The sequence below is a fragment of the Veillonella agrestimuris genome (genome assembly GCF_943193065.1).
GTDB lineage: Bacteria > Bacillota > Negativicutes > Veillonellales > Veillonellaceae > Veillonella > Veillonella agrestimuris.
This window is the reverse complement of record NZ_CALPCS010000002.1, coordinates 65,387-89,443: the sequence shown is the minus strand read 5'-3', so window position 1 is coordinate 89,443 and position 24,057 is coordinate 65,387. Positions and strand designations below refer to the sequence as shown.

At 37.5% G+C, this 24,057-nt stretch carries 25 protein-coding genes and 1 riboswitch; of the genes, 1 reads left to right on the top strand and 24 read right to left on the bottom strand.

The features are described from left to right. Positions 1 to 3: 3 nt before the first annotated feature. The 23 genes from NFR29_RS01460 to NFR29_RS01350 all read right to left on the bottom strand — a co-directional run bounded on the left by NFR29_RS01460 (position 4) and on the right by NFR29_RS01350 (position 21,616). Positions 4 to 765, bottom strand: a complete 762-nt coding sequence (locus NFR29_RS01460; protein WP_251422147.1) for an isoprenyl transferase — start codon at positions 763 to 765, stop codon at positions 4 to 6. Continuing rightward, complete coding sequence (locus tag NFR29_RS01455; RefSeq protein ID WP_251422144.1) at positions 746 to 997, bottom strand: hypothetical protein; 252 nt, start codon at positions 995 to 997, stop codon at positions 746 to 748. Before NFR29_RS01455 ends, NFR29_RS01460 begins: the two co-directional genes overlap by 20 nt. After that, positions 997 to 1,557, bottom strand: coding sequence for a ribosome recycling factor (gene frr, locus NFR29_RS01450; protein WP_251422141.1), 561 nt, complete (start codon positions 1,555 to 1,557; stop codon positions 997 to 999). Before frr ends, NFR29_RS01455 begins: the two co-directional genes overlap by 1 nt. Positions 1,558 to 1,592: 35 nt before the next feature. Further along, entirely contained in the window at positions 1,593 to 2,318 is a 726-nt protein-coding gene (pyrH, locus tag NFR29_RS01445; RefSeq protein ID WP_251422138.1) for a UMP kinase, read from the bottom strand. 62 nt (positions 2,319 to 2,380) lie between these two features. After that, positions 2,381 to 3,061 (bottom strand): translation elongation factor Ts, encoded by a 681-nt coding sequence (gene tsf / locus NFR29_RS01440; RefSeq protein ID WP_251422135.1) that lies wholly within the window; start codon positions 3,059 to 3,061, stop codon positions 2,381 to 2,383. 96 nt (positions 3,062 to 3,157) lie between these two features. Next, a complete protein-coding gene (rpsB, locus tag NFR29_RS01435; RefSeq protein WP_251422132.1) occupies positions 3,158 to 3,910 on the bottom strand; it encodes a 30S ribosomal protein S2 in 753 nt (250 codons plus the stop codon). Between the two features lie 182 nt (positions 3,911 to 4,092). Then, positions 4,093 to 4,743: a ribulose-phosphate 3-epimerase gene (rpe, locus tag NFR29_RS01430; RefSeq protein ID WP_251422128.1), complete on the bottom strand. Its 651-nt coding sequence runs from the start codon at positions 4,741 to 4,743 to the stop codon at positions 4,093 to 4,095. Between the two features lies 1 nt (position 4,744). Continuing rightward, positions 4,745 to 5,608, bottom strand: a complete 864-nt coding sequence (rsgA, locus tag NFR29_RS01425; protein WP_251422126.1) for a ribosome small subunit-dependent GTPase A — start codon at positions 5,606 to 5,608, stop codon at positions 4,745 to 4,747. Positions 5,609 to 5,615: 7 nt separating this feature from the next. Then, positions 5,616 to 7,535, bottom strand: coding sequence for a Stk1 family PASTA domain-containing Ser/Thr kinase (gene pknB / locus NFR29_RS01420; RefSeq protein WP_251422123.1), 1,920 nt, complete (start codon positions 7,533 to 7,535; stop codon positions 5,616 to 5,618). A gap of 26 nt (positions 7,536 to 7,561) precedes the next feature. Beyond that, positions 7,562 to 8,263, bottom strand: a complete 702-nt coding sequence (locus tag NFR29_RS01415) for a Stp1/IreP family PP2C-type Ser/Thr phosphatase (RefSeq protein WP_251422120.1) — start codon at positions 8,261 to 8,263, stop codon at positions 7,562 to 7,564. Continuing rightward, the gene (rlmN, locus tag NFR29_RS01410; protein ID WP_251422117.1) at positions 8,256 to 9,302 is read right to left on the bottom strand and encodes a dual-specificity RNA methyltransferase RlmN; all 1,047 of its coding nucleotides are present in this window, start codon (positions 9,300 to 9,302) and stop codon (positions 8,256 to 8,258) included. Before rlmN ends, NFR29_RS01415 begins: the two co-directional genes overlap by 8 nt. 24 nt (positions 9,303 to 9,326) lie before the next feature. Continuing rightward, entirely contained in the window at positions 9,327 to 10,682 is a 1,356-nt protein-coding gene (gene rsmB, locus NFR29_RS01405) for a 16S rRNA (cytosine(967)-C(5))-methyltransferase RsmB (protein WP_251422114.1), read from the bottom strand. Positions 10,683 to 10,735: 53 nt separating this feature from the next. Further along, positions 10,736 to 11,323, bottom strand: a complete 588-nt coding sequence (locus NFR29_RS01400; RefSeq protein WP_251422111.1) for a DUF116 domain-containing protein — start codon at positions 11,321 to 11,323, stop codon at positions 10,736 to 10,738. A gap of 169 nt (positions 11,324 to 11,492) precedes the next feature. After that, positions 11,493 to 12,455 (bottom strand): methionyl-tRNA formyltransferase, encoded by a 963-nt coding sequence (gene fmt, locus NFR29_RS01395; RefSeq protein WP_251422376.1) that lies wholly within the window; start codon positions 12,453 to 12,455, stop codon positions 11,493 to 11,495. A 22-nt stretch (positions 12,456 to 12,477) separates the two neighbouring features. Continuing rightward, positions 12,478 to 12,966, bottom strand: a complete 489-nt coding sequence (def, locus tag NFR29_RS01390; protein ID WP_251422108.1) for a peptide deformylase — start codon at positions 12,964 to 12,966, stop codon at positions 12,478 to 12,480. A 14-nt stretch (positions 12,967 to 12,980) separates the two neighbouring features. Next, the gene (gene priA / locus NFR29_RS01385) at positions 12,981 to 15,164 is read right to left on the bottom strand and encodes a replication restart helicase PriA (protein WP_251422105.1); all 2,184 of its coding nucleotides are present in this window, start codon (positions 15,162 to 15,164) and stop codon (positions 12,981 to 12,983) included. 86 nt (positions 15,165 to 15,250) lie between these two features. After that, positions 15,251 to 16,441 (bottom strand): methionine adenosyltransferase, encoded by a 1,191-nt coding sequence (gene metK / locus NFR29_RS01380; protein WP_251422102.1) that lies wholly within the window; start codon positions 16,439 to 16,441, stop codon positions 15,251 to 15,253. A 47-nt stretch (positions 16,442 to 16,488) separates the two neighbouring features. Beyond that, a riboswitch (SAM riboswitch) is annotated at positions 16,489 to 16,588 on the bottom strand. 62 nt (positions 16,589 to 16,650) lie between these two features. Next, complete coding sequence (locus NFR29_RS01375) at positions 16,651 to 18,312, bottom strand: SulP family inorganic anion transporter (RefSeq protein ID WP_251422099.1); 1,662 nt, start codon at positions 18,310 to 18,312, stop codon at positions 16,651 to 16,653. A gap of 18 nt (positions 18,313 to 18,330) precedes the next feature. Next, positions 18,331 to 19,539 carry a bifunctional phosphopantothenoylcysteine decarboxylase/phosphopantothenate--cysteine ligase CoaBC gene (coaBC, locus tag NFR29_RS01370; protein WP_251422095.1) on the bottom strand — a complete coding sequence of 403 codons (1,209 nt, stop codon included), beginning with the start codon at positions 19,537 to 19,539 and terminating at the stop codon, positions 18,331 to 18,333. Positions 19,540 to 19,595: 56 nt separating this feature from the next. Further along, a complete protein-coding gene (gene rpoZ / locus NFR29_RS01365; protein ID WP_251422092.1) occupies positions 19,596 to 19,811 on the bottom strand; it encodes a DNA-directed RNA polymerase subunit omega in 216 nt (71 codons plus the stop codon). Positions 19,812 to 19,815: 4 nt separating this feature from the next. Further along, positions 19,816 to 20,445, bottom strand: coding sequence for a guanylate kinase (gmk, locus tag NFR29_RS01360; RefSeq protein ID WP_251422089.1), 630 nt, complete (start codon positions 20,443 to 20,445; stop codon positions 19,816 to 19,818). Between the two features lie 8 nt (positions 20,446 to 20,453). Next, positions 20,454 to 20,723 (bottom strand): extracellular matrix/biofilm regulator RemA, encoded by a 270-nt coding sequence (gene remA / locus NFR29_RS01355; protein WP_251422085.1) that lies wholly within the window; start codon positions 20,721 to 20,723, stop codon positions 20,454 to 20,456. Between the two features lie 11 nt (positions 20,724 to 20,734). Beyond that, positions 20,735 to 21,616 (bottom strand): YicC/YloC family endoribonuclease, encoded by an 882-nt coding sequence (locus NFR29_RS01350; protein ID WP_251422082.1) that lies wholly within the window; start codon positions 21,614 to 21,616, stop codon positions 20,735 to 20,737. A gap of 92 nt (positions 21,617 to 21,708) precedes the next feature. Here NFR29_RS01350 and NFR29_RS01345 point away from each other — a divergent pair, with 92 nt between their 5' ends. Next, entirely contained in the window at positions 21,709 to 23,421 is a 1,713-nt protein-coding gene (locus NFR29_RS01345; protein ID WP_251422079.1) for an Rqc2 family fibronectin-binding protein, read from the top strand. Between the two features lie 169 nt (positions 23,422 to 23,590). On the opposite strand, the gene NFR29_RS01340 is transcribed toward NFR29_RS01345, so the two are convergent. After that, positions 23,591 to 24,049 carry an ATPase gene (locus NFR29_RS01340; protein WP_251422077.1) on the bottom strand — a complete coding sequence of 153 codons (459 nt, stop codon included), beginning with the start codon at positions 24,047 to 24,049 and terminating at the stop codon, positions 23,591 to 23,593. Positions 24,050 to 24,057: the final 8 nt, after the last annotated feature.

The window sequence follows — 24,057 nt, the reverse complement described above, 5'->3', positions numbered from 1 at the left end:
AGATTACTCCTCTTGAAGACCACCAAAACGGCGCTCTCTCTTTTGATAAGCTGCTACAGCCTCTAATAATGTTTCTTTCGTAAATTCTGGCCAATGCAAAGAGGTGAACCAAAATTCTGCATACGCTAATTGCCAAAGTAAGAAATTACTAATTCTATAGTCACTACTTGGTCGAATTAACAAATCTACATCACTAAATTCTTTAGTAAATAACTGTTCACTTACATAGCTTTCAGTAATATCATCACTTTGCAATGTACCACTTTTAACGGACTCTACCATCTTGCGCATAGCCCTTACTATTTCATCACGCCCCCCATAATTAATAGCTAATTGAAGGGTAAGACCTGTATTATTCGCTGTTAATTCTTCAGATTCTGCAATAATCTCTTGCAGTTCCTCTGAAAGTCCGTGAATATGTCCTATAAAACGAATACGAACATTATGCTCATGCATATAAGACACATTATTTTGTAAATATTCTTTAATTAGCGACATTAAGAAGGACACTTCTTGTTCTGGTCGCTTCCAATTTTCTGTAGAAAACCCATAAACGGTTAACGCTTTAATGCCAATTTCATCGGCACCTATAACGATTTGTTTTAACACATCTGCTCCAGCCCGATGTCCCATAGAACGTGGCATTCCACGGCGCTTGGCCCATCGACCATTGCCATCCATAATAATAGCAACATGGCGAGGTATATTCTGATCCTCGATAATAGGTTTCTCTGCAGATGATCGTTTAAATAATGTTTTTAGCATACATGACCTCCTGTGCATGGCCAAAGTCACTAGCAACCATCGGTCTATACAATAGAACATGTATTCCATCTTCATGGTCAGTGATGCGTGCTACATAGTATCCTTCAGAGGATACTTCAAAAAAACGATTAAAATTATCGCCTATGATTACCTTAAAAGGAATATGGGCAGCCCGCAATTGAGATTTTGCGAGCTGCCAAGGCATTCCCACAAGACTACTAGAATCAGTCATTATACTTCTAATACGTCCTTTTCTTTTACTGCTTTCAAATCATCGATTTGTTTGATTTTAGCATCCGTTAATTTTTGAATTTGCTCTAAACCTTCTTTAGCTTCATCTTCAGTGATTGTTTTCGCTTTTTCTTCTTTTTTCAATGTATCATTAACATCGCGACGAATATTACGGATAGCTACTTTTGCATCTTCTGCTTTTTTATGTACTAATTTAACGATTTCTTTACGACGCTCTTCTGTCAATTGAGGAATCGTTAATCGAATTTGTGCACCATCATTGCCTGGGTTCAGGCCAAGATCAGATTGCAAAATGGCTTTTTCAATAGCACCAATCATGCTTTTGTCCCATGGCGCTACTAAAATCATACGTGGCTCAGGAACAGAAATATTAGCCACTTGGTTAATTGGCGTTGGCGTACCATAATAATCAACCATAACTTTATCAAGTAATGCTACACTAGCGCGGCCTGTACGAATAGAAGCAAACTCATTTTTCATTGCTTCTATGGATTTATTCATACGCGTTTCTTGCTCTTGCAATAACTCTTTTAATTCCATAATATGTCTCCTTGTTTTGGAAGTTAATTTAACGACTATTCTCCACGAACGATTGTACCTACTTCTTCACCTTTAGCCGCTTTAGTAATATTACCTGGAATATCCATGCTAAATACGATAATAGGGATATTGTTATCTTTACATAAAGTAGTAGATGTAGCATCCATTACTTTTAATTCTTTTGCAATAATATCATTATATGTTAATTCGTCGAATTTAACGGCATTTGGATTTGTTTTTGGATCAGAATCATATACGCCATCGGCAAATTTCTTCGCCATTAAAATAGCATCTGCTTCAATTTCTGCTGCTCTTAATGCTGCTGTTGTATCAGTGGAAAAATATGGCTTCCCTAGTCCAGCACCGAAGATAACGATACGTTTCTTTTCTAAATGGCGAATCGCTCGACGACGAATATATGGCTCTGCCACTTCTTGCATTTCAATAGCAGTTTGTACACGTGTATCAACACCAGCTTGTTCTAATGCATCTTGCAATGCTAAGGAGTTCATAACTGTAGCAAGCATCCCCATATAGTCAGCTGTGGCACGATCCATACCTTGATTACTACCAGCTAAACCGCGCCATAAATTACCACCGCCAACGACAATAGCAATTTCTAAATCTGTACTTTTAGCGATATCTGCAATTTCTTTCGCAAATGTTTCTACTACATCTGGATTAATGCCAAAACCTTGGTCACCAGCTAGTGCTTCACCGCTTAATTTCAATACAATGCGTTTAAAATCTCTTTTTGCCATGTTTTAACTCCTCTATTGCAAAATAAGAGAACACTGTACGGTGTTCTCTTATTGTATCTTACTTATTTACCAACAGATGCCATTACTTCTGCAACGAAGTCATCTTGACGTTTTTCAATGCCTTCGCCCAAACCGTAGCGAACAAAACGGCGTACGTTGATGTTTTCACCGATTTTTGCAATGCTTTCATTAATGATATCTGTAACAGATTTGTCTCCATCTTTAATGAATACTTGTTCTAATAGGCAATTTTCTTTATAGAATTTTTCAATACGACCAGCTACCATTTTTTCCAAAACTACTTCTGGTTTTGGTTTACGGCCAGCTTTTACATCTTCTTCAGCTTCTACTTTAGCTTGTTCTAACAATACTTGGCGTTCGTGTTCAATAACAGATTCAGGAACTTCTTCACGGTTCAAGTATGTAGGGTTTGCAGCTGCGATTTGCATAGCAATATCACGTGCCAATGCTTGGAAATCATCAGTCTTAGCAACGAAGTCAGTTTCGCAGTTAACTTCTACTAACACACCAATACGACCACCAGCATGGATGTAAGATTGTACAACCCCTTCTGCAGCAATACGACCAGCTTTTTTAGCTGCTGCTGCTAAACCTTTTTCACGAAGAAGGTCAACCGCTTTATCGATATTACCATCAGTTTCTACTAATGCTTTTTTAGCATCCATCATACCTGCGCCAGTCATGTCGCGCAATTCTTTTACTAATGCAGCAGTAATTGCCATTCTTTTGTTACCTCCTAGTACTAATTAAGGTAAGGATATCCCTTACCTCAATTATATATGTTATAGATTTATCTTTCAAATAACCCCTAATAACGATTAACCGCGACCGTCTTGAACCATTTCAGTTGCGTCAGATACTGCATTCTCCAAAGCATCTTCAAAAGATTCTCCTTGACGACCTTCCAATACAGCATCCGCCATTTTAGATGCTAACAATTTAACGGCACGAATAGCGTCATCATTAGCTGGAATTGGGAAATCTACTTCATCTGGATCACAGTTAGTGTCAACAGTTGCCACTACAGGAATACCTAACTTTTGTGCTTCTGCAATAGCAATTTTTTCTTTTTTAGGGTCAACTACGAAAAGCGCACCTGGCATTTTAGGCATATCTTTAATACCGCCAAGGTATTTTTCAAGTTTATCCATTTCATGGCGAAGACCAATTACTTCTTTTTTAGGAAGTAATTCGAAAGTACCATCTTCAGCCATAGCTTCTAATTGTTTTAAACGTTTAATACGTGTTTCAATAGTTTTAAAGTTTGTCAACATGCCGCCTAACCAACGTTCGTTTACGAAGAACATGTTAGCGCGTAAAGCTTCTTCTTTAATTGCTTCTTGAGCTTGTTTTTTAGTACCTACGAACAAAATTACTTCGCCTTGGGAAGCAACTTCACGTAAGAAAGCGTAAGCTTCTTCTACTTTTTTTACTGTTTTAGATAAGTCAATGATATAAATACCATTGCGTTCAGTGAAGATGAATTTCGCCATTTTAGGATTCCATCTTCTAGTCTGATGACCAAAGTGTACACCAGCCTCTAATAATTGTTTCATTGATACTACTGCCATTGTGGCACCTCCTGTTAATTAACCTCCGTCGCTTCATCTTTCGGGTCACTCGAAATTGAGCACAGTACCGAAATCCACTGACGTGCGTATTTTTAATACTTTGGTATTTTATCACAAATATATGTGCTAAATCAAGCAATCTAATGATAAAATCGAGTAATTTATCTCAAAATCTAACCCCTTTAATTATTTCTGATAGCTTCAATCATAGCAGCCCGATCTGGAGCGCCAAATACGGCTGATCCTGCCACCAGAACCGTAGCCCCTGCCGCTTTAATAGGAACTGCTGTTTTATCATTAATCCCACCATCTACTTCGATAACAGCTGTCGTATTACCAGCAGCATCGAGCAATGCTTTAGCTTGCTTTACCTTTTCAATAGCTCTTGGAATGAAAGTTTGTCCTCCAAAGCCTGGATTTACAGACATAATTAAAATCATATCTAACTCGGCAGCTACATCTTCTAACGTCGATACAGGTGTACTTGGATTTAAAGACACTCCCGCTTTCATGCCAGACGATTTAATGTATTGAATTAAACGATGCATATGAGGCACTGTTTCCTGATGAAAAGTAAAATATTCCACACCAATTTTGGCATATTCTTCTACATAATCACTAGGATTAGTGACCATTAAATGCACATCAAACGGAAGTTTCGTATGTGGACGGATAGCTTTTACAATTGGGGCACCAAATGTTAGGTTTGGCACAAAGTGACCGTCCATCACATCGATATGAAGAAAATCAGCGCCAGCTAATTCGATGCTTTTAATCTCTTCCCGCAATATAGAAAAATCAGCAGATAACATAGATGGAGCAACTTTAATCATATTAAAACCTCTTTCTCTGATTTTTAATCTCTTCACGAATAGACATATAGGATTGATAACGACTCTCTCTAATTAAACCACTTTCTATGCCCGTTTTCACGCCACATACAGGTTCATGGTCATGGTAACAAGGACTGAATTTACAATCCGAAACATAGTCACCAAACTCAGGGAATAATGTAGGTAAACGTTCTAATGAAACATCGTTAAATTCAATAGCACTAAATCCAGGTGTATCCATAATAAATGAATGAGCATCTAAGCTAAAGAGAGAGGCATGACGCGTCGTATGCCTACCTCGTTTAATTTTTTCACTAATCCCCCCTGTTTGAAAGGAAAATTTAGGATCTACTGCATTGAGGAGACTACTTTTACCAACCCCAGAAGGACCAGCAAAAGCAGTAACCTTTCCAGATAATACATGTCGCAATTTATCTATATCGGTATTCATATATGCTGATGTAGTAATCACTGTATACCCTACAGATTGATAGAGTTCAAGAATTTCGTGTGTCTTATCATCTGCTAAATCATATTTATTAATGCACAATACAATAGGTATATCCGCATGTTCAATCATCACTAGCATCTTATCGAGCAACAATATATTGATATCTGGATCATGGGCTGCTACGACAAGAACAACTTGATCGATATTTGCTACAGCAGGGCGAACCATAGAATTGTGTCGCTCCAATATAGATTCAATTAAATTCTCATCGGAGAATTCAACATAATCCCCTACTAGAAGACTATACTTATCTTTTTTTAAGCGGCCACGAACTTTACATTCATGAACAATGCCGTCACCATCTTGAACGTAAAAATATCCGTTCATATTTTTAATCACTATACCAGTATTCATAGAACCTCTATAGTGCTGTATCTTGCACTAATGCTCCATCTAAATATACTTCTATGCGCACATTACCCACACCAGATACATTTCTAACAATTCTATCGCCCGGTTTATGGGCATCGTCATAAACAACTACAGAACCTTCGTCATCTTTGACAACAATACGTAACTCTTGTCGCTTAGCACCATTTGGTATCGTTACATCTACCGTACCTTTTACTCGATTCTCTTCTTTTTTAGGTTCTTCTTTTTTCTTTTCTTCTTTAAATTCAGTGGTCAAGTTTACAACTGAACCTTCTTCAATATCTTCACCAGCTTTAACGCTTTGATCGAGAACGACAGATTTTTCTTCTAACGAACCATCTACTTGATTCACACCTAAATTATGAGAGCCTAATACATCACGAGCATCTTTTAATGTCATCCCCACTAAAGAAGGCATTTTTATCTTTTTCGCTTTTGTTTGACTCAATACGATATCTACGGCCGTACCTTTGGCAACTTTAGAGTCTCCTGAAGGACTTTGAGAAATAATAATGTTATTTGGTTTATCCTCTATCGGCTGTTGCGTAATCTTACCTACTACAAGGCCGATGTCTTTTAATCTTTGACGCGCTTGATCAGCAGTTAAGCCCGATAGGTCTGGCACTGTAATATCGCCGACACCTTTCGATACGACTAAATGGATAGTCCGTTGTTCTTTTACTTTTTCACCAGCTCCCGGTGTTTGAGAAATAACTTGACCAGCTGGTACATCGACATTTGTTACTTCACTGGTGGAAACACGTAAGCGTTTATCTTCTAACATATTTCTAGCTACTGATGCTTGTTTACCTACTACATTAGGTACTTCTACTGTGGTATTACTCCAGAAATTACCATAACTCAAAAAAGCTCCTAAGAAAGCTATTAAGAAAATAATCGCTGCACTAAGTACAATATACTTCTGCGGAATCGATGCAATTCTATTTAACATAGTTTTTTTCTTACCCTCATTCGACATATCGTCATCTATTGTATTAAATTCTTCCATCGTGTCAGCGTTAACGGTAGGAATCATTTGGGTCGCAAAATCGTAAGGTTCTACTCGCTTTGTCTTACCAATAGTAAAACCTTGAGATAAGCGCAAATCACTAATCATATCTGTAATGGAGGCAAAACGATCCTTCGGATCTTTTTCTAAAGCTCGCAATACTACACCTTCTAATAATGGTGGAATAGAATGATTATGTCGCGTTGGTGGTGTTACTTTTTCTCTTACATGTTTTAACGCAACTGAAATCGGCGTTTCCCCTTCAAAAGGTACTTTCCCAGTTAACATTTCGTACAACACAACACCTAAAGAATAAATATCTGTGCTTCCATCAACAGATTTGCCACTTGCCTGTTCTGGTGATAAATAATGAGCTGACCCCATAATAGAATTCGTGTACATCATCGTATTAGTAGAGTTCATAGCTCTAGCAATACCAAAATCAGTCACTTTTACACGACCATTATCAGTAATAATTACATTATGCGGTTTAATATCACAATGTACGATTCCCATTGCATGGGCGTGTTCTAAGCCTTCTGCAATGGCAATGGTAAACTTAACCGCTTCATCAATGGACAGCGGGCCTTTTTCTTTAATGTACTCTTTTAATGTTTTCCCATCCACATATTCCATAATGATATAGTGTAAGCCTTGGTCAAATCCTACATCATACATATTGACAATATTAGGATGGTTTAATTTGCCTGCTGCTTGCGCTTCTCGTTTAAATCGAGCTACAAATTCTTCGTCGTTAGCAAAATTAGAATGTAATATTTTTATCGCCACTGGACGGCCTAACAACGCATCTTCCCCTAAATATACATCTGCCATCCCACCGGAACCAATCTTTCTGATTATGTTATATCGGTTGTCCAATATTATATCTTTTATATTCATAGTCCTTATTAATCTCCGTCTCTAGATTAAAGGGTACCTAAAATAATAGTTACATTATCACCAGCACCAGCTTCATATACAGCATCCATCATCTTTTGTACAGCTGCTTCATTATCAGTTGTACTAAGAATTATCTCTTTTATGACATCATCACTGACGTAACTAGTTAGACCATCAGTACATAAAAGAAGTCTAGAGCCTGGTGTAATGGAAATCGTGCCACTATCAACTTCCAATATATCGGCAGTCCCAATAGCTCTCGTAATTAAATTTCTCTGCGGATGTGTGAGCATTTCCTCTTTTGTAATTTCCCCAGAATCAAATAATTCTTGCACTACAGAATGATCCTTTGTGATTTGCTGCAATATAGTATCTTGGCAAATATATAATCGGCTATCACCTACACTAGCCCAGAATAATTGATTATCTACAACAGCAGCTACTACAGCAGTTGTTCCCATCCCAGATAATCTATCTTCATGAGCAACCCGCTGTATGATTTTTTGATTTGTCTGTAAAATCGCCTTTACTAAAGACTCTTCAGTAATTGGATTTGTTGTCTCTAAGGACTCTTTAATTTCATCAACTGCATAGGTACTAGCGATTTCGCCACCTATATAACCACCCATGCCATCAGTAACGGCACAAATATTTTGGTCAATGAAAAATCGATCTTCATTTTGCTGTCGCACTAAACCAATTTTGCTTAAACCAAATATATTATTCATGAATCTCCTCTTTTCGGCCATGAGCAACTTTCAATTGCCCACATGCGGCTTGTATAGCATCTCCCATTTCCTTTCGAATTGTAACAGAAAGGCCATAAGATGATACGATATCTTTAAATGTATTCATATTCTCATTAGACGGTTTATACAAGTCTATATGTTCATTACCATTAACAGGAATTAAATTGATATGACAATTTGGGAATTTCTTTCCAATCTCACCTAATTGATGTGCTTCTTTGAAAGATGCATTAACACCGTCAATCAAAATATATTCAAAGGTCACGCGTCGTTGTGTTCTCTCATAATAATAATGAACTGCTTCGAGCACTTCATCCAAAGCATGGTAAGCACCAACAGGCATAATAGTCCGTCGCACTTCATTTGTTGTAGCATGCAACGATAGAGCTAACGTTATTGGTAATCCCTCATCGGCTAATTTATAAATATTAGGAACCCAACCACATGTAGAGATCGTCATTTTACGATAACTTATATTGAAAACTGTTGGTTCATGGATTAATTGCAAGGCTTTCAATACATTATCGTAGTTTTGTAATGGTTCACCGGCCCCCATAACTACTAGTGAATGGATATCTTCTCCTTCTAATTGCGCAAATAGGAGGACTTGACTAACAATTTCAGCTACAGTTAAATCTCGAAATAATCCGCCTTGTGTAGAGGCGCAAAACACACAGCCCATAGCGCAACCTACTTGAGATGAAACACAAACAGAATTCCCATAATGTTGTTTCATTAGTACCGCTTCAATACGACTTGAATCAGCTAATTGGAGTAATAACTTCTTCGTTTTCCCATCAGGAGCCACTGATTCTGTCACAACCGTAGGCAATGAAATAGAACAATGTTCTATCAACCATTGTCTCAATTCTTTAGGAAATTGTGTCATCTCTTGAAAGTCAAAAATATGACGATGATAGATATAATCGATTAATTGTTTTCCTCTAAACTTAGGAATCTCATAGGATTCGAAGAGATTCTGCAACTCATCTAATGACTTTTCCAATAATTCAATCATAAATACTCCTATATAAGCTATATATTAGGACTGCTTAATCATGGAAACCATGAAAAAACCATCCATATGATCAATAGCTGGATTTGTAGTAATCATGCCATCTGTAGAAGATAATGGAAAATCACTAGGTACCATTTCTACAGAAAACTCACTATGTTTAGCAAGGAAAGCACGAACAACATCTTCGTTTTCCTTTTTATTCAATGTACAAGTGGAGTAAACAATTCGACCGCCAGGTTTTACAGTATTAGACGCCTTCTCTAATATATCCAATTGCAATGGTGGCAATTCTGAAAGAATAGATTCATCTTTTCTCCATCGCATATCTAATTTCTTTTGTAAAATACCTAAGCCTGAACAAGGCGCATCGACAAGAACTTTATCGAATTTCTCTTTCCAAGTACTAGGCAATTGGGTAGCGTCTTGTAATGTAGCAGATACAATATCAGCTCCTAAGCGCTGTGCATTATACTTCATAAGGTCTACTTTATGTTCGTAAATATCACAACTCATAATAGAACCTTCGTTCTCCATTAAAGCAGCCATGTACATGGACTTTCCGCCGGGAGCGGCACAACAATCTAAAATGCGATCCCCTTTTTGCGGATTCACTAGTCTCGCCACTAACATAGAGGCTTTATCCATAAATGTAATATGGCCATGGCTAACAGCCCTCGATTTTTCTAAACTGCCAATATGTTTATCAATATAAATCATATCCTTATAGTCAGAATCTTCTTCAATTACCCAATTATCTGTTCTTAATGCATTTATGCAAGAAGAACTATCTGTTTTTAAAGTATTAATACGAGCCGTCAGTCTCGGTTGTTCGTTGAACCAAGCACACAAGTTCTCTGTATATTCTTGACCAAACTCATTAACCCAAAGCGCAATGAGCCATAAAGGCATATTATAAATTAACGATATACGCTCTAACTCATCGGTGGCTAAATCATCAATACCAAGCGTACCTTGTTGCCGTATCACAGATCTAAGGATAGCATTGACGAATCCGGATAGTCCACGAGTTAGCTTTTTCGATAATGTTACAGATTCATTAACGGCTGCACTAGGGGGCACTTTATCCATGTATATAAGCTGATAAACGCCAAGCCGAAGAATCTCAACGGCCATAGAAGATAGTTTTTTCAGTGGACGCTTTGCCAAATGTACAATAATAGCGTCTAAATAATTTCTTCTCCGCAATACACCATAAACGAGTTCTGTAAAAAATCGTCGATCTAAATCAGAGAGATTATATCGTTGTATATACTCTTGTAATGTAATATTCGCATATGCACCATGACGATTGATATCACTTAAGGCTTTTACAGCTAACAAACGAATATTTTGTTTTTGAGATGTGTCTATATGTCCCATAATCTTCCTTACTGTGCATATCTTTTATAAATTTAGAGTCATGAATATAGTCATTACTTATTAATAACTTTTTCTATAGCAATTCGTACATTTTGTAAATCAATTTTTGTATTATAACAAGGCCCATTAGGTCGCTCATTAAGTACACCTATGACAGGAATTGGAAATACGTCGACCATACCGCTCGCCAAATCTCGTTCACAGGCAATGGCAATGACAAGTTCTGGTTTAGCAGATTTCACCTTCATGCGCGCTAATGTGCCACCAGTAACGACGATAAATTGACATCCATATTCCTTTGCCAGACCTAACAAGCCACCTACGTCACATTGACCACATTCTTTACAGTTATAAACGTCATGAGTGACTTTGTGAATGCAATCACTTTTTTGCAAGCAATGAGGTGTGAGCAATAAAATACGGTCTGGTGAAATCGAATCCCCATCGAGTAATACTAAATGATTAATTAAGCTAATCATAGACTGTCGTAAGGAATCTTTTGTTACGCCTCCCACAATAGATCCTATGGTTAACGTAATAGGAAATAGAGCGTAAATAAAACGATTCGATAAACGCAATAAAAATGGATGTATCTTCATACCTAGTGAAGCTAGCACTAATACAAGCCATAAGGTAATCATTAAAATAATGATTATAGCTCCTATCATTTCAAAGATTATAGCCCATATATAAGATAGTCGCTCTAATCCAGGCCACATAACATACATAAAGAAAACAATAATGCTAACTAATAGCAAACAAGTTACGCCCGACAGCTGTATATAAAGGCTATAGTTTTTATTATTCACATTATCCTTTGTCAAAAGCCATCCCACCTTTGATTTGGTGTCCGTTAATAAAATCTTGAGCAGTCATGCGCTTTTTGTTTTCTGGTTGAATTTCTGTAATTAAAAGATAGCCATTATTTCCTGTAGCAACAATCATACCACCTACGGTAGATACGATTGTACCTGGTTCATCTGCATCACTAACAGATAGATATTTCCCATTCACTTCAATAGTATTAGCACTAGCAATGATAGGGATAGCTTTCCATACTTTTAATCGCTTTCCACTTAAATAGGTATAACAACCTGGTGTTGGATTTAACCCGCGAATGAGATTAGCAATAGTCACCCCATCTTTAGTCCAATCAATATGTCCCATATCTTTCGTAATCTTAGCGGTATGTGTAGCAGCGTCATCATCTTGAGGGATACTTTGAATAGTACCTGCTACCCATTTATCTAGTACAGGATTAATTGTTTCTGCTCCTAGTTTAGCTAGTCGTTCAAAAAGCTCACCTGTCGTTTCGTTAGGACCAATATCTGTTTCGACGATATCAATGATATCCCCTGTATCAAGACCATCATCCATATGCATAATAGTAACACCTGTCTTACTATCACCGTTTAAAATGGCATAATGAATTGGTGCTGCCCCTCTGTACTTTGGCAATATAGAAGCATGCACATTGATACAGCCATATTGAGGGAATCGAATGAGCCATGGCGGTAAAATTTTACCATACGCAATAACTACCACCACATCCGGCTCTAAAGCCATCAGCTCTTCTTTTACCGCTTCATCTTTTAATGTGTGCGGTTGAAAAATTGGTAGTCCTAATTCTAAAGCAGCCATTTTAACAGGAGGCTTCTGTAATTGTTTGCCACGGCCCTTTTCTTTATCTGGTTGGCAATACACTCCTACAATATGATGGCCCCATTCTGCTAATGCTTTCAAAGTAGGCACAGAAAAATCAGGCGTACCCATAAATAGAACACGCAATGTTTCGTTAGACAATTTCTTTCTCCTCTGGATGATCTGCAATTAATCGCAAGTTTGTCGCCTTTTCAATAAATAAATAGCCTTCCAAATGATCAATTTCATGTTGGAAAATACGTGCCAAGAAGCCTTCTGCTTTAATCGTTACTTTTTTGTTATGTTCGTTAATCCCTTTTACAGTAATTGTTTCATATCGTTCTACATCACCAAAATAACCAGGAACGCTTAAACAACCTTCTGGTCCAATTTGAGAACCTTCAGCACGAGTGATTTCAGGATTAACAAGAGCAATCAAACCACTGCCTGCATGATCGTCAACAACGATAATACGCAATGATTCGCCTACTTGTGGTGCAGCTAAACCTACACCTTCTGTAGCATACATAGTTTCTGCCATATCAGCAATTAATGTACGCAATTTTTTATTTACATGTTCAACTGGCTTTGCCACCTCTTTTAATACAGGGTGACCTGCCTTTACAATATCTAAAACTGCCATATATTTCCTCTTTATCAAATAGGATCTACATCAATAAGAAGACCTTCTTGTGTAAAAATCCACGAATTATATATATATTCTTTTAATTCCTTCAAGTCCATACCGCGAATCATAATAGATAATCGATACATATTGCGAATTTTTTTGATACCGCTTTCATAAGGACCTATAATTTCAATGTCATTACTTTGAAAATGCGAGTCCAAATCGGTTACTATGCGCTGTGCAATATCACTCACCATGTCTTCTTTTTCATGGCGTACGACCATATATATCATATCTTTGAAAGGCGGATATCCTAGTTCACGACGATTTGCAATTTCTTCATTATAAAACCCTTCATAATCATGAGCCTTACTCTTTATTATAGCATAATTCAAAGGATTATATGTTTGGATTACAACGCGTCCCTCTTTTTCACCACGTCCAGCACGACCCGATGTTTGGGTAAGCAAATCGAAAGCTCTCTCTGAAGCGGAGTAAAGCGGAATATTTAGTACTGAGTCTGCCGTTAGTATACCTACCGCAGTGACATCTTTAAAATCATGACCTTTAGAAACCATTTGAGTGCCTAGCAAAATATCGTATTTGTGATTTCCAAAATCGCGGAGAATATCTTCGGCTAAATGCTTCCGTCTCGTTACATCTTGATCTAACCGAGCAATACGAGCCTCTTTAAAATGACGACGTAATTCTTCTTCTACTTTCTGTGTGCCAGATCCAAAGAATTTAATTTTTTTACTGGCACACTTAGGACACATAGTGGGAATTGGTTCATGATGATCACAATAATGGCACCGAAGTTCTTCACCTTCTTGATGATATACCATAGACACCGAACAATGAGGACACATTATAGTCTCACCACAATCGCGGCACATAACAAAAGTACTATAACCACGGCGATTTAAGAGCATAATCATTTGATTTTGCTCTTCTAACGTACTTTCAATTAATTCCATCATGGCATCTGAAAAAACTGAGTAATTGCCACGAATCATTTCCTCTTTCATATCGATAATATGAACTTCCGGCATAGGCTGTTCATAAATACGATAAGGCAATTCTAGCAATGTATATTCTTTTTCTTGCGCTTTATAGAAAGAGACTATAGATGGCGTAGCAGAGCCAAGTATAACAGGACATTGGTGTGCCTTAGCGCGCCACAACGCTACATTTCTAGCATGGTAACGAATCATATCTTCTTGTTTGTACGATGTATCATGTTCTTCATCTAACACAATCAATCCAATATCTTCAGCTGGTGCAAATATAGCCGAACGAGCACCGATAATGATGTGACTATCTTTTCTTCGAATCCGTTCCCAATTATTATTCCGTTCGCTAATAGTTAATTTACTGTGGAATACAACAACTTCTTGTCCAAAAGTCTTTACAAATCGTCGTACAATTTGGTCGGTCAACACAATTTCAGGAACTAAAATAATAGCAGTCTTCCCCTCACCTATACAGCGGGCGGCCGCTCTCAAGTACACTTGTGTTTTACCACTCCCTGTCACACCGTGAAGTAAAAATGGTTCATAACGGTGTTCATCAATAGCTTGTTGTATGGGCTTATAAACAGACGCTTGTGCATCAGTTAAAGGAATATCTTCTTCCTTACTTAATAGTTCTGTAAAAGTCGTTTTAGTATCTTTAAAACGAGACTCAATAGAAATACCTGGTTCAGCCGCTACTTGTTTAATCACCATATGGGAAAAGCCTTTAGCTCGCAATAATGATTTAGGAGCACCGCCAACTTCTATTAAGTAAGCCGCTAACTCCCTTTGTTTCTTTTTCTTAGGACTAAATTGAGTAACCGAAAATTCTGAAGAAACAACGAGCCACTCCTCTTTTGGTGCATCATAAGATTTCAATGTTTTATGAACCGTAAAGAGTCTCAATGCATCGCCATAAGAGCAAAGATAATACTGACTAATCTGTTTCGCTGTATCCATCATTTCCTTCGTAAACCACGGTTCACTATCCAAAACCTGAATAATGGCGCGAAGAGCAAAGTCGGGAGCTTCTGTTAACTCTTCATAACCAATGAGGATACCTTCTTCGCGACTACCACCGAGAGGGACTAATAGACGTGTCCCAGAGGCAACATCGCCAAATTTATCTGGCAATATATAGCTTAATGGTTTATTTAATTGTTTAGCAGGGCGATTAATAATTACCTGTGCAACACGCATTAGTCCACCTCCTTTAACCTTTACATTATATCATGAAAAGAGAATAAAATAAGACCCTAGTACTGTGCTAGGGTCTTATGTAAATCTTATAAACCTGCTTCGTGACGAAGAGTATCAGCTTTATCTATACGTTCCCATGGTAGGTCTACATCAGTTCTACCAAAATGGCCGTAAGCCGCTGTTTTACGATAATGTGGTTTTAATAAATCAAGCATTTCAATAATACCTGCTGGACGCAAGTCAAAGTGCTTTTTCACTAATTCTTCGATTTTAGCTTCTTCAATATGAGCTGTACCAAATGTATCGACTAAAACAGATACTGGTTTTGCTACACCAATGGCATAAGCAACTTGCACTTCACATTTATCAGCGAGGCCTGCAGCTACTACATTTTTCGCTACATAACGAGCGGCATAAGCTGCAGAACGGTCAACTTTGGAAGGATCTTTACCAGAGAATGCACCACCTCCATGACGAGCCATACCGCCATAGGTATCTACAATAATTTTACGGCCTGTTAAACCAGCGTCACCATGTGGGCCGCCAATAACAAATCGGCCAGTAGGATTGATGAAATATTTAGTATGTTCATCCACAAATTCAGCTGGCAACGCTGCGTCAATTACATAGCGTTTTAAATCAGCTTTAATTTGCTCTTGTGTAACTTCTGGGCTGTGTTGTGTGGAAATAACGATAGTATCAATACGTTTCGGCTTTCCATCAACGTATTCTACCGTAACTTGTGTTTTACCGTCTGGACGTAAATATGTTAATGTGCCATCTTTACGAACTTCTGCTAAACGACGAGATAAACGATGGGCCAAAGAAATCGGCAACGGCATTAATTCTGGCGTTTCATTAGAAGCGTAACCAAACATCATACCTTGGTCACCAGCACCAATTTTATCGAGCACTTCCCCATGACCTTCTTTAGATTCTAAAGCCTCATCAACGCCCATAGCGATATCAGCAGATTGCTCATCGATAGATACAAGTACGCCACAAGTATCGCTATCAAAACCGTATTTTGCACGAGTATAACCGATTTCTCGAATCGTATCGCGAACGATACGTGGGATATCTACATATGTAGTAGTGGAAATCTCCCCTACTACATGAACTAAGCCAGTTGTTACTAGCGTTTCGCAAGCCACACGTGCTTTTGGATCTTTTTCAATAATCGCATCCAATACAGCATCAGAAATTTGGTCTGCTATTTTATCTGGATGGCCTTCAGTTACAGACTCAGAAGTAAAAAACATATGTTTTTCTGCCATTTGTTCCTCCTATAATAAAAAAATCCCTCATGGTCTCTCATGAGGGAGACCCATCTATCAGTCTAGGACTGTTGGATTTAGCACCTTCTTCTATAAAGGGTTGCTGTAGCTTCACTGGGCCTATCCCTCCACTACTCTTGATGAGTTAAAAACTTATGTACAATTCTAACCTATTTAGTTTCAAAAAGCAAGCAACTTCTAAGAAGTAACTATTTATGAGCCGATTCTGTTTCTATATACCGTTCAGCTTTCTTTAAAGCCCGTTCAAATTTACGCCACATATGATGACGCCCTAATACGTCTAAGAAATCAGTTTTATACATTTCTCGTCGAATCTCGTAGTTTGCATCACTAATTAAAACGATAATATTTCGTTTTTTTAATTCTTCTACAATACTACTCAATACACGAAGACCTGTTAAATCAACAAAAGGAACTTCATTTAATCGAACGATAAGCACCTTAGGATCTTGATTAATGGATTTCAATACTTTTTCAAAGGCCGTAACAGCACCGAAAAACAACGGCCCTTCTACAGTATAGACCATAATATCAGGATGAATATGAAGCTCATGTTGCACTTCTGCCGATAACTCTTCACAGCTCACTTCGTGAATATCTATAGTATTTACCATTCTACGCATAAATAATAATACTGATAATATGACGCCTACATTAACAGCTACTACTAAATCTGTAAAAATAGTTAAGAAAAATGTAAGAATTAATATAATCTGGTCTTGTCTCGGAGCTAAGCGAATCATCTTAATAAAACGAGGAGCATCGCTCATTTTATAAGCTACTACAAATAGTATAGCCGCCATGGAAGCAAGCGGAATATATATGGCATAGGGCGCTAAAAACAATAATATAGCAATTAGCACAATGCCGTGTACAATGCCAGCAACTGGCGAATTACCACCTTGTCGGATATTTGTCGCTGTCCGTGCAATAGCACCTGTTGCAGCAATACCACCTAGTAAAGGAGTGACAATATTAGCCAATCCTTGACCCAATAATTCCGTATTCGATTCATGTTTTTGGCCACTCATACCATCTGCAACGACAGCAGATAACAAAGATTCAATTGCTCCTAGCATTGCTATTGTGAAAGCAGGACCAATGAGTGCTAGCATTTCATCGAGGGAAAAAACAGGTATCGTTAACGATGGTAAACCTTGAGGAATACCGCCAAAGGCAGAGCCTATAGTGCTAACGGTAGGAAACTGATAATACGCTTGTATCATAGTAGCCACTACCATCGCCACAATCGGGGCAGGCACTTTGTTTCCTATAGAAAATTTAGGAAACACTAATAAAATGAATAAACTTAACAGAGAAATCCCTAATGTAGGAATATCAGAATATGGCAATGATTGGATCATTCCCCACAACTTTTGATGAAACTGTTCTACATAAGGTAGTGTAGGAAAGCCGAAAAAATATGGCCATTGACCAATCCAAATAGTAACGCCAATACCAGCGGTAAAGCCCATAATCACAGGGGTAGGAATAAATCGGATAACCGTACCGAGTTTAGCAAAGCTCATAAAAATAAGCATAACCCCTGCCATAATCGTCGCCACTTGAAGACCTCTTATACCATGATTGGCTACAATGCTACTCAAAAGAACTACAAAAGCCCCCGTAGGGCCAGCTATTTGAACTTGTGAACCACCAAAGAGAGAGACTAAAATCCCTGCTACAATAGCAGTATAAATACCAGCTTGTGGTGTAACCCCGCTAGCAATAGCAAAGGCCATGGCCAACGGCAAGGCTACGACGCCCACTACAAGACCAGCTATTAAATTATTTCCCCATTGAGAAGGCTTTAGAGAACCTTGAGAATATGCTTTTTGTATAGCAAACATGGTATACGCTTCTTTCTTTTATTTATCCTTATTCCTCAACAATGTAGATACTTCTTTAATAATAGCAGCAGCTAATTCTGTCTTTTTCATATTAGGGATGACTTTAGATGTTCCATGAGGGTAGACAAAATATCCTTCATTTGTATCTACATTAAAGCCTGCATTAGATTTGCTCACATCATTGGCAACGAGCATATCTAAATTTTTCCGTTTCACTTTATCTTCCCCATAGGCCAATACATGCTCAGTTTCAGCGGCAAATCCCACTAATAGTTGATCTTTTTTTCGTTCCCCTAAACCTTGTAAAATATCTGGGTTTTTTACTAGTTCTAAGGTCATAGAATCCATTTTCTTTATTTTTTGTTCCGCCTTATTAGCAACTCTAAAATCAGAAACAGCAGCAGCCATAATCACTACATCTGTATTGTCATAATAGGAATCAACAGCAGCTTTCATAGATTCTGCAGAATCAACAGGAATATATTCTACCCCTTGAGGTACATCTAAGGATGTAGGAGCGCTCACTAAAATTGTTCTAGCCCCTTGTTTAGCAGCTTCTGCAGCAATGGCATAACCCATTTTCCCACTGGAATGATTCCCAATATAACGAACAGGATCAATATATTCTTGTGTACCTCCAGCAGTAACAAGAACAGTCTTATCTTTCAATAAGCCGTTCCCATCTATTACCTGGAGTTCCTGCGTTAACCACGATACGATTGCCTCTGGTTCAGGTAATCGACCGACACCAGTAACGCCACAAGCAAGCCATCCGGATGCAGGTTCCATAATATGGTAGCCCAGCTGTCTTAAACTTTCTAAATTGCGTTGTACAATAGGATTCTTATACATTTCGCTATTCATAGCAGGACAAAGAAATTTAGGTGCTGGTGTAGCCATAATGGTAGTTGTTAACATATCGTCAGCAATGCCAGCATTAATCTTCCCAATTACATTGGCCGTAGCAGGAACGACAATATACGCATCAGCCCAAGTAGCCAGAGCAATATGTTCTACATTCCAATTATGAATCTCTTCCCACATATCAATAGCAACAGGATGTCCACTAATTTCTCCGAAGGTTAGAGGCGTTGCAATATGCGTAGCATGCTCCGTCATCACTACTTTTACTTCTGCTCCAGCTTTGCGCAAACGGCTTACTACTTCAATTGCTTTGTATGCTGCAATCCCTGCAGATACACCGACAATAATGTGTTTCCCTTCCATAATTCTCCTTTTAAAAATTCCTTGTACTCCAAAAGAATACAAGGAATTGATTGTATTTATTTAATACCTTCTTTAGTTCGTTTATAAGATACTTCGCCTTCAGCAATTTCATAAAAAGCCAAAGATACTGGTTTATCTGTATGATGAATATCAGTTGCCAAACATGGTTCACCATCAGTTAATTCTCGAGCGCGTTTCGCTGCTAACGTAACTAATGTATATTTGCTATCTACTTGTTCTTCTAATCGTTTCAATGGAGGTTTTACCATCATATTATCACTTCTCCTTAGACTCTTGGTATTGTTTATAAATATACTGAATTTGTTCTTTATTACGACTAATTTTACATGCTTCTGCGCGTAAAATAGAAGCTACTTTTTCTGATGCTTCTTCTAAATCGTCGTTCACTACAATGTAATCGTATCGATGGGCTAAGGCTAACTCTGAACAAGCCATGGATAAGCGTTTATCGATTACTTCTTTTGCATCGGTACCTCGATTGTGTAACCGCTCCGATAATTCACTTAAGGACGGTGGTACAATATAAATAAAGACGGCATCGCTAAAGCGCTCCTTTACTTGCATAGCTCCTTGAATATCGATTTCTAATAATACACTTTTACCTTCGTCAAGTAAATCCATAACGTGCTGTTTCGGTGTACCATAGTAATTATCATATACTTTAGCATATTCTAAAAATGCATCTTCTGCTAGCAAAGCTTCAAATTCTTCCTTGCTACGGAAGAAATAGTTAACGCCTTCTTCTTCCCCTACACGCGGTGCTCGTGTTGTCATAGATACAGAATATACTAAGTTTGGCATTTCACTGCGTATATTGGAACAAATTGTTCCCTTTCCTGCACCTGAAGGACCAGATACGACGATTAATAATCCTCTGTCTGACATATGAACTCCTAATCTTCTGCAGATTCCTCTTCTACTTCATGTTGTACAATACGGTTAGCTACCGTTTCCGGTTGAATAGCAGATAAAACGATTTGACCACTATCCATAACTAATACTGCACGAGTTTTGCGGCCATATGTAGCATCAATGAGGAGACTTTTATCTCTTGCGTCTTGCACCATTCGCTTAATAGGCGCCGATTCTGGACTGATAATAGCGATAACGCGATTGGCAGACACCATATTACCAAAGCCAATGTTTAGTAATTGGATACTCATTATAGGCCTCCTTATTCTATATTTTGAACTTGTTCTCTAACTTTTTCTAATTCACATTTTAGTTGTACCACTCGATCTGTAATAGATAGGTCCATCGCTTTCGAACCGATTGTATTAATCTCTCGATTCATTTCTTGAATGATAAAATCTAATTTACGACCTATTGGTTCATCCTGTATAAGTGTGTTCCCTAATTGTACCACATGAGACCTGAATCGGACAATCTCTTCTGTTACATCTGTTTTATCAGCCACAATCGCAACTTCTTGTAAAATACGATCTTCAGAAATGCTTACATCTTTGGAGGCTAATAGATCACTTATTTTACCTTCTAATGATACTTTATATGTCTCTAATATATCTATCTTATGGTCATCTATATAGTCTATACTCGTCGTCATATGTGAAAGCATATCTAATAAGGCTTGTTGTATATTGCCCCCTTCATCCCTTCTCATATGAATGAGTTGATCTAACGCTTCTTTTGTAGTATTCACCACAAGGCTATCGATCTCCTCTTCTGGTATTGATTCTTCCTTATATTGAATCCAATCTTTAGAAATAGCTAGCACTGCTTGAAGCGGTACCTCTGCCATGGATGGATAAAAGCCTTCTTTTACTAATAGTTCTTGAATTTGTTCTTTTAAAGCACTGTTTACAGAAAAATCGTTACTATCCTCTATCTGCCGCTCCAATATAATGGACACGTCAACTTTACCACGATGAATTGTGTCTTTTATAAGCTTTCTCAGAATATGTTCAATGTGATTTAATTCTTTAGGGCTACGAACATTAATATCTAAAAAACGAGAATTTACCGATTTAATTTCTACCGTACATTGTAATCCTTTAATCATATTGGAACTTCGTCCAAATCCAGTCATACTTTTCATGAGAGCCTCCCTTTTTATTTATTGTAACACAACTGTAAAGAAAGCTATGTTATACTTATATACGTAACTCTATACTATGAGAAAGGAGTACTATGAATTTAGATGGATTAACCCTCTCTGTACTATGCCGAGAACTTAACGAGCAATTACAGTCAGGTCAAATACAACGTTTATATCAAATCGATAAACATACATTACTTTTTAAAGTACGAGCTTTCAACAATGATGTGAATCTTGTTATTACTGTTGGTGCAAATCCTGCTATTTATATAAGCAAGCCCATTCAAGATTTGCCGAAAGAACCGAGTTCCCTCACTATGTTTCTGCGCAAACACATTGAAAGCAGCCGTATTACAAAGGTGGAGCAAATTAATGGGGACCGCATTCTATGCGTACATCTCGATAAGTTGGAACTAGACGGATCCATTGCAACTACACAAATTTACATAGAATTAATGGGCAAATATTCAAATGCGATCTTTGTTCAACAAGGTATAATTTTAGAATCACTTATCCATGTATCACCTATTATGAATCGAGAACGATCCATTGGTCCTAAGTTAACCTATGAATTACCACCTAATGCTAACCGCGTTTCCCTTTTCGATTTTAATCACCTAGAAATCGTCAATCTCATTAAATCTTTTGGCGATGGCACGGTAGCACAAACAATTCGCTATATTTTTAATGGTTTCGGCAAACATTTACTAGACTATGTGCTAAAAAAAGTTCACTTAAATGGTAATGAGTCTATTGATTCTATTGAACGCGACCGTATTGAACAATTAGCATTAAGCCTTATAGACTTACAAGAGCAATTAAAGCATGCTAGCTATTTATACGACTATGAATTGAATGGAAAGTCTGTACTTTCACCAATTAGATTAGACGAAGGCACCTTACAACATACTTATACCACTATATCAGAAGCTATTGAACAAGAAATAGTTGCCAAAGGTTCTATTCATACAGCCGATCGAGAATTAGAAAAAATTATTACTCACGCCATTGCCAAAGAAGAAGTACGTCATCAAAAAATTCAAGATGAATTAAATGACACCGATAAAATGGAAACCTATAAATTATACGGCGATCTACTCATGATTAATAGCTATTTACAAGTTAAGTATGAATCATCTGTAGAAGTACAAAACTTATTGGCTGATGATAATAAAATGATAACTATCCCTTTGAAACCACAATTGACTATTGTAGAAAATGCACAATGGTACTATAAACTGTATACGAAATTAAAAAATCGTATAGTTAGTGGCCGTTATCAATTAGACCAAAGTAATATTAAGCTAGACTATTTACAATCGATTTTATATAGCTTCTCCTTAGCGAATACGCGAGAAGCATTAGAAGAAATTCGTCAAGAATGTATGGATGCAGGGATCATCAAAAAATCTAAAAAACCATTATCTTACAAGTTAGATAAGTCCAATTATATTCATCTTGAAATACCTGAAGGCGACCTCTATATTGGCCGAAATAATCAGCAAAACGAATATCTTACGCATCGCTTTGCCAAACCTACCGATATGTGGTTCCATACTCAAGATATTCAAGGCTCTCATTTGATTTTACGACCGAACCAAGAACTTGACGATATGGTAATTTCTCAAGTGGCCAAATATGCAGCATACTTTAGTAAAGCTCGCCACACATCTAAAGTTCCTGTAGATTACACGTATATTAAAAATATTAAAAAACCGCCTAAATCGCCGTTGGGCATCGTTATTTTTAGTACCCATCAAACGATGATTGTAGAGCCAGAGAAGCCACCGATGTATGATGAGTAGTCAAATCTAATAAACTATAGGCCTTCAAGGACAACTGACAAGATATGGCACTAAGTATTATCAAAACAGATTAATAAAATCCACTAAAAAGATAAAAATAGCATAAAAAAAGGGCGAGTTAATCCGTTGTGATTAACTCGCCCTTCTTTACGATTTACAATGACGCCTATTATTCAGCTTTTTGTTCGTTTTGTTTTAAGCTTTCACGATTTTGGCGAAGGCTTTCTAATGTTTTTTCCAAATTATTTTCTACGTATTTCAATACGTCACCAGCATATTGTAAAGAGCTAGATTTCAACTCTTCAGAAGATTGGTTGGCAGCATTGATAATTTGGTTAGCTTGTTCCTGTGCTTCTTTTACAAGTTCACTTTCAGCAGTTAATTTAGCAATATATTCTTTTGCTTGATCGATGAGTACTTCTGCTTGACGTTGTGCATCAGCAAGGACTTTATCTTTTTCTGCTACAATGCGACGAGACTCTTCTAATTCAAGAGGCAAAGATTCTTGAATGGCATCGATAATGCGAATGATTTCATCTTCTTCTACCATTCGTTTTGTAGTCATAGGAATACGGCTACTGGATTCAATAAGCACTTCCAAATCTTCAAGTAATTTTTCTGTTTTCATACAATTCA

Coding starts and splice junctions, on each gene's coding strand:
- NFR29_RS01460 (WP_251422147.1), bottom strand. CDS start 765: ATGCTAAAAACATTATTTAAACGATCATCTGCAGAGAAACCTATTATC.
- NFR29_RS01455 (WP_251422144.1), bottom strand. CDS start 997: ATGACTGATTCTAGTAGTCTTGTGGGAATGCCTTGGCAGCTCGCAAAA.
- frr (WP_251422141.1), bottom strand. CDS start 1,557: ATGGAATTAAAAGAGTTATTGCAAGAGCAAGAAACGCGTATGAATAAA.
- pyrH (WP_251422138.1), bottom strand. CDS start 2,318: ATGGCAAAAAGAGATTTTAAACGCATTGTATTGAAATTAAGCGGTGAA.
- tsf (WP_251422135.1), bottom strand. CDS start 3,061: ATGGCAATTACTGCTGCATTAGTAAAAGAATTGCGCGACATGACTGGC.
- rpsB (WP_251422132.1), bottom strand. CDS start 3,910: ATGGCAGTAGTATCAATGAAACAATTATTAGAGGCTGGTGTACACTTT.
- rpe (WP_251422128.1), bottom strand. CDS start 4,743: ATGATTAAAGTTGCTCCATCTATGTTATCTGCTGATTTTTCTATATTG.
- rsgA (WP_251422126.1), bottom strand. CDS start 5,608: ATGAATACTGGTATAGTGATTAAAAATATGAACGGATATTTTTACGTT.
- pknB (WP_251422123.1), bottom strand. CDS start 7,535: ATGAATATAAAAGATATAATATTGGACAACCGATATAACATAATCAGA.
- NFR29_RS01415 (WP_251422120.1), bottom strand. CDS start 8,263: ATGAATAATATATTTGGTTTAAGCAAAATTGGTTTAGTGCGACAGCAA.
- rlmN (WP_251422117.1), bottom strand. CDS start 9,302: ATGATTGAATTATTGGAAAAGTCATTAGATGAGTTGCAGAATCTCTTC.
- rsmB (WP_251422114.1), bottom strand. CDS start 10,682: ATGGGACATATAGACACATCTCAAAAACAAAATATTCGTTTGTTAGCT.
- NFR29_RS01400 (WP_251422111.1), bottom strand. CDS start 11,323: ATGATTACCTTATGGCTTGTATTAGTGCTAGCTTCACTAGGTATGAAG.
- fmt (WP_251422376.1), bottom strand. CDS start 12,455: ATGGGTACGCCTGATTTTTCTGTGCCTACTTTGAAAGCATTAGCAGAA.
- def (WP_251422108.1), bottom strand. CDS start 12,966: ATGGCAGTTTTAGATATTGTAAAGGCAGGTCACCCTGTATTAAAAGAG.
- priA (WP_251422105.1), bottom strand. CDS start 15,164: ATGCGTGTTGCACAGGTAATTATTAATCGCCCTGCTAAACAATTAAAT.
- metK (WP_251422102.1), bottom strand. CDS start 16,441: ATGGCAGAAAAACATATGTTTTTTACTTCTGAGTCTGTAACTGAAGGC.
- NFR29_RS01375 (WP_251422099.1), bottom strand. CDS start 18,312: ATGTTTGCTATACAAAAAGCATATTCTCAAGGTTCTCTAAAGCCTTCT.
- coaBC (WP_251422095.1), bottom strand. CDS start 19,539: ATGGAAGGGAAACACATTATTGTCGGTGTATCTGCAGGGATTGCAGCA.
- rpoZ (WP_251422092.1), bottom strand. CDS start 19,811: ATGATGGTAAAACCTCCATTGAAACGATTAGAAGAACAAGTAGATAGC.
- gmk (WP_251422089.1), bottom strand. CDS start 20,445: ATGTCAGACAGAGGATTATTAATCGTCGTATCTGGTCCTTCAGGTGCA.
- remA (WP_251422085.1), bottom strand. CDS start 20,723: ATGAGTATCCAATTACTAAACATTGGCTTTGGTAATATGGTGTCTGCC.
- NFR29_RS01350 (WP_251422082.1), bottom strand. CDS start 21,616: ATGAAAAGTATGACTGGATTTGGACGAAGTTCCAATATGATTAAAGGA.
- NFR29_RS01345 (WP_251422079.1), top strand. CDS start 21,709: ATGAATTTAGATGGATTAACCCTCTCTGTACTATGCCGAGAACTTAAC.
- NFR29_RS01340 (WP_251422077.1), bottom strand. CDS start 24,049: ATGAAAACAGAAAAATTACTTGAAGATTTGGAAGTGCTTATTGAATCC.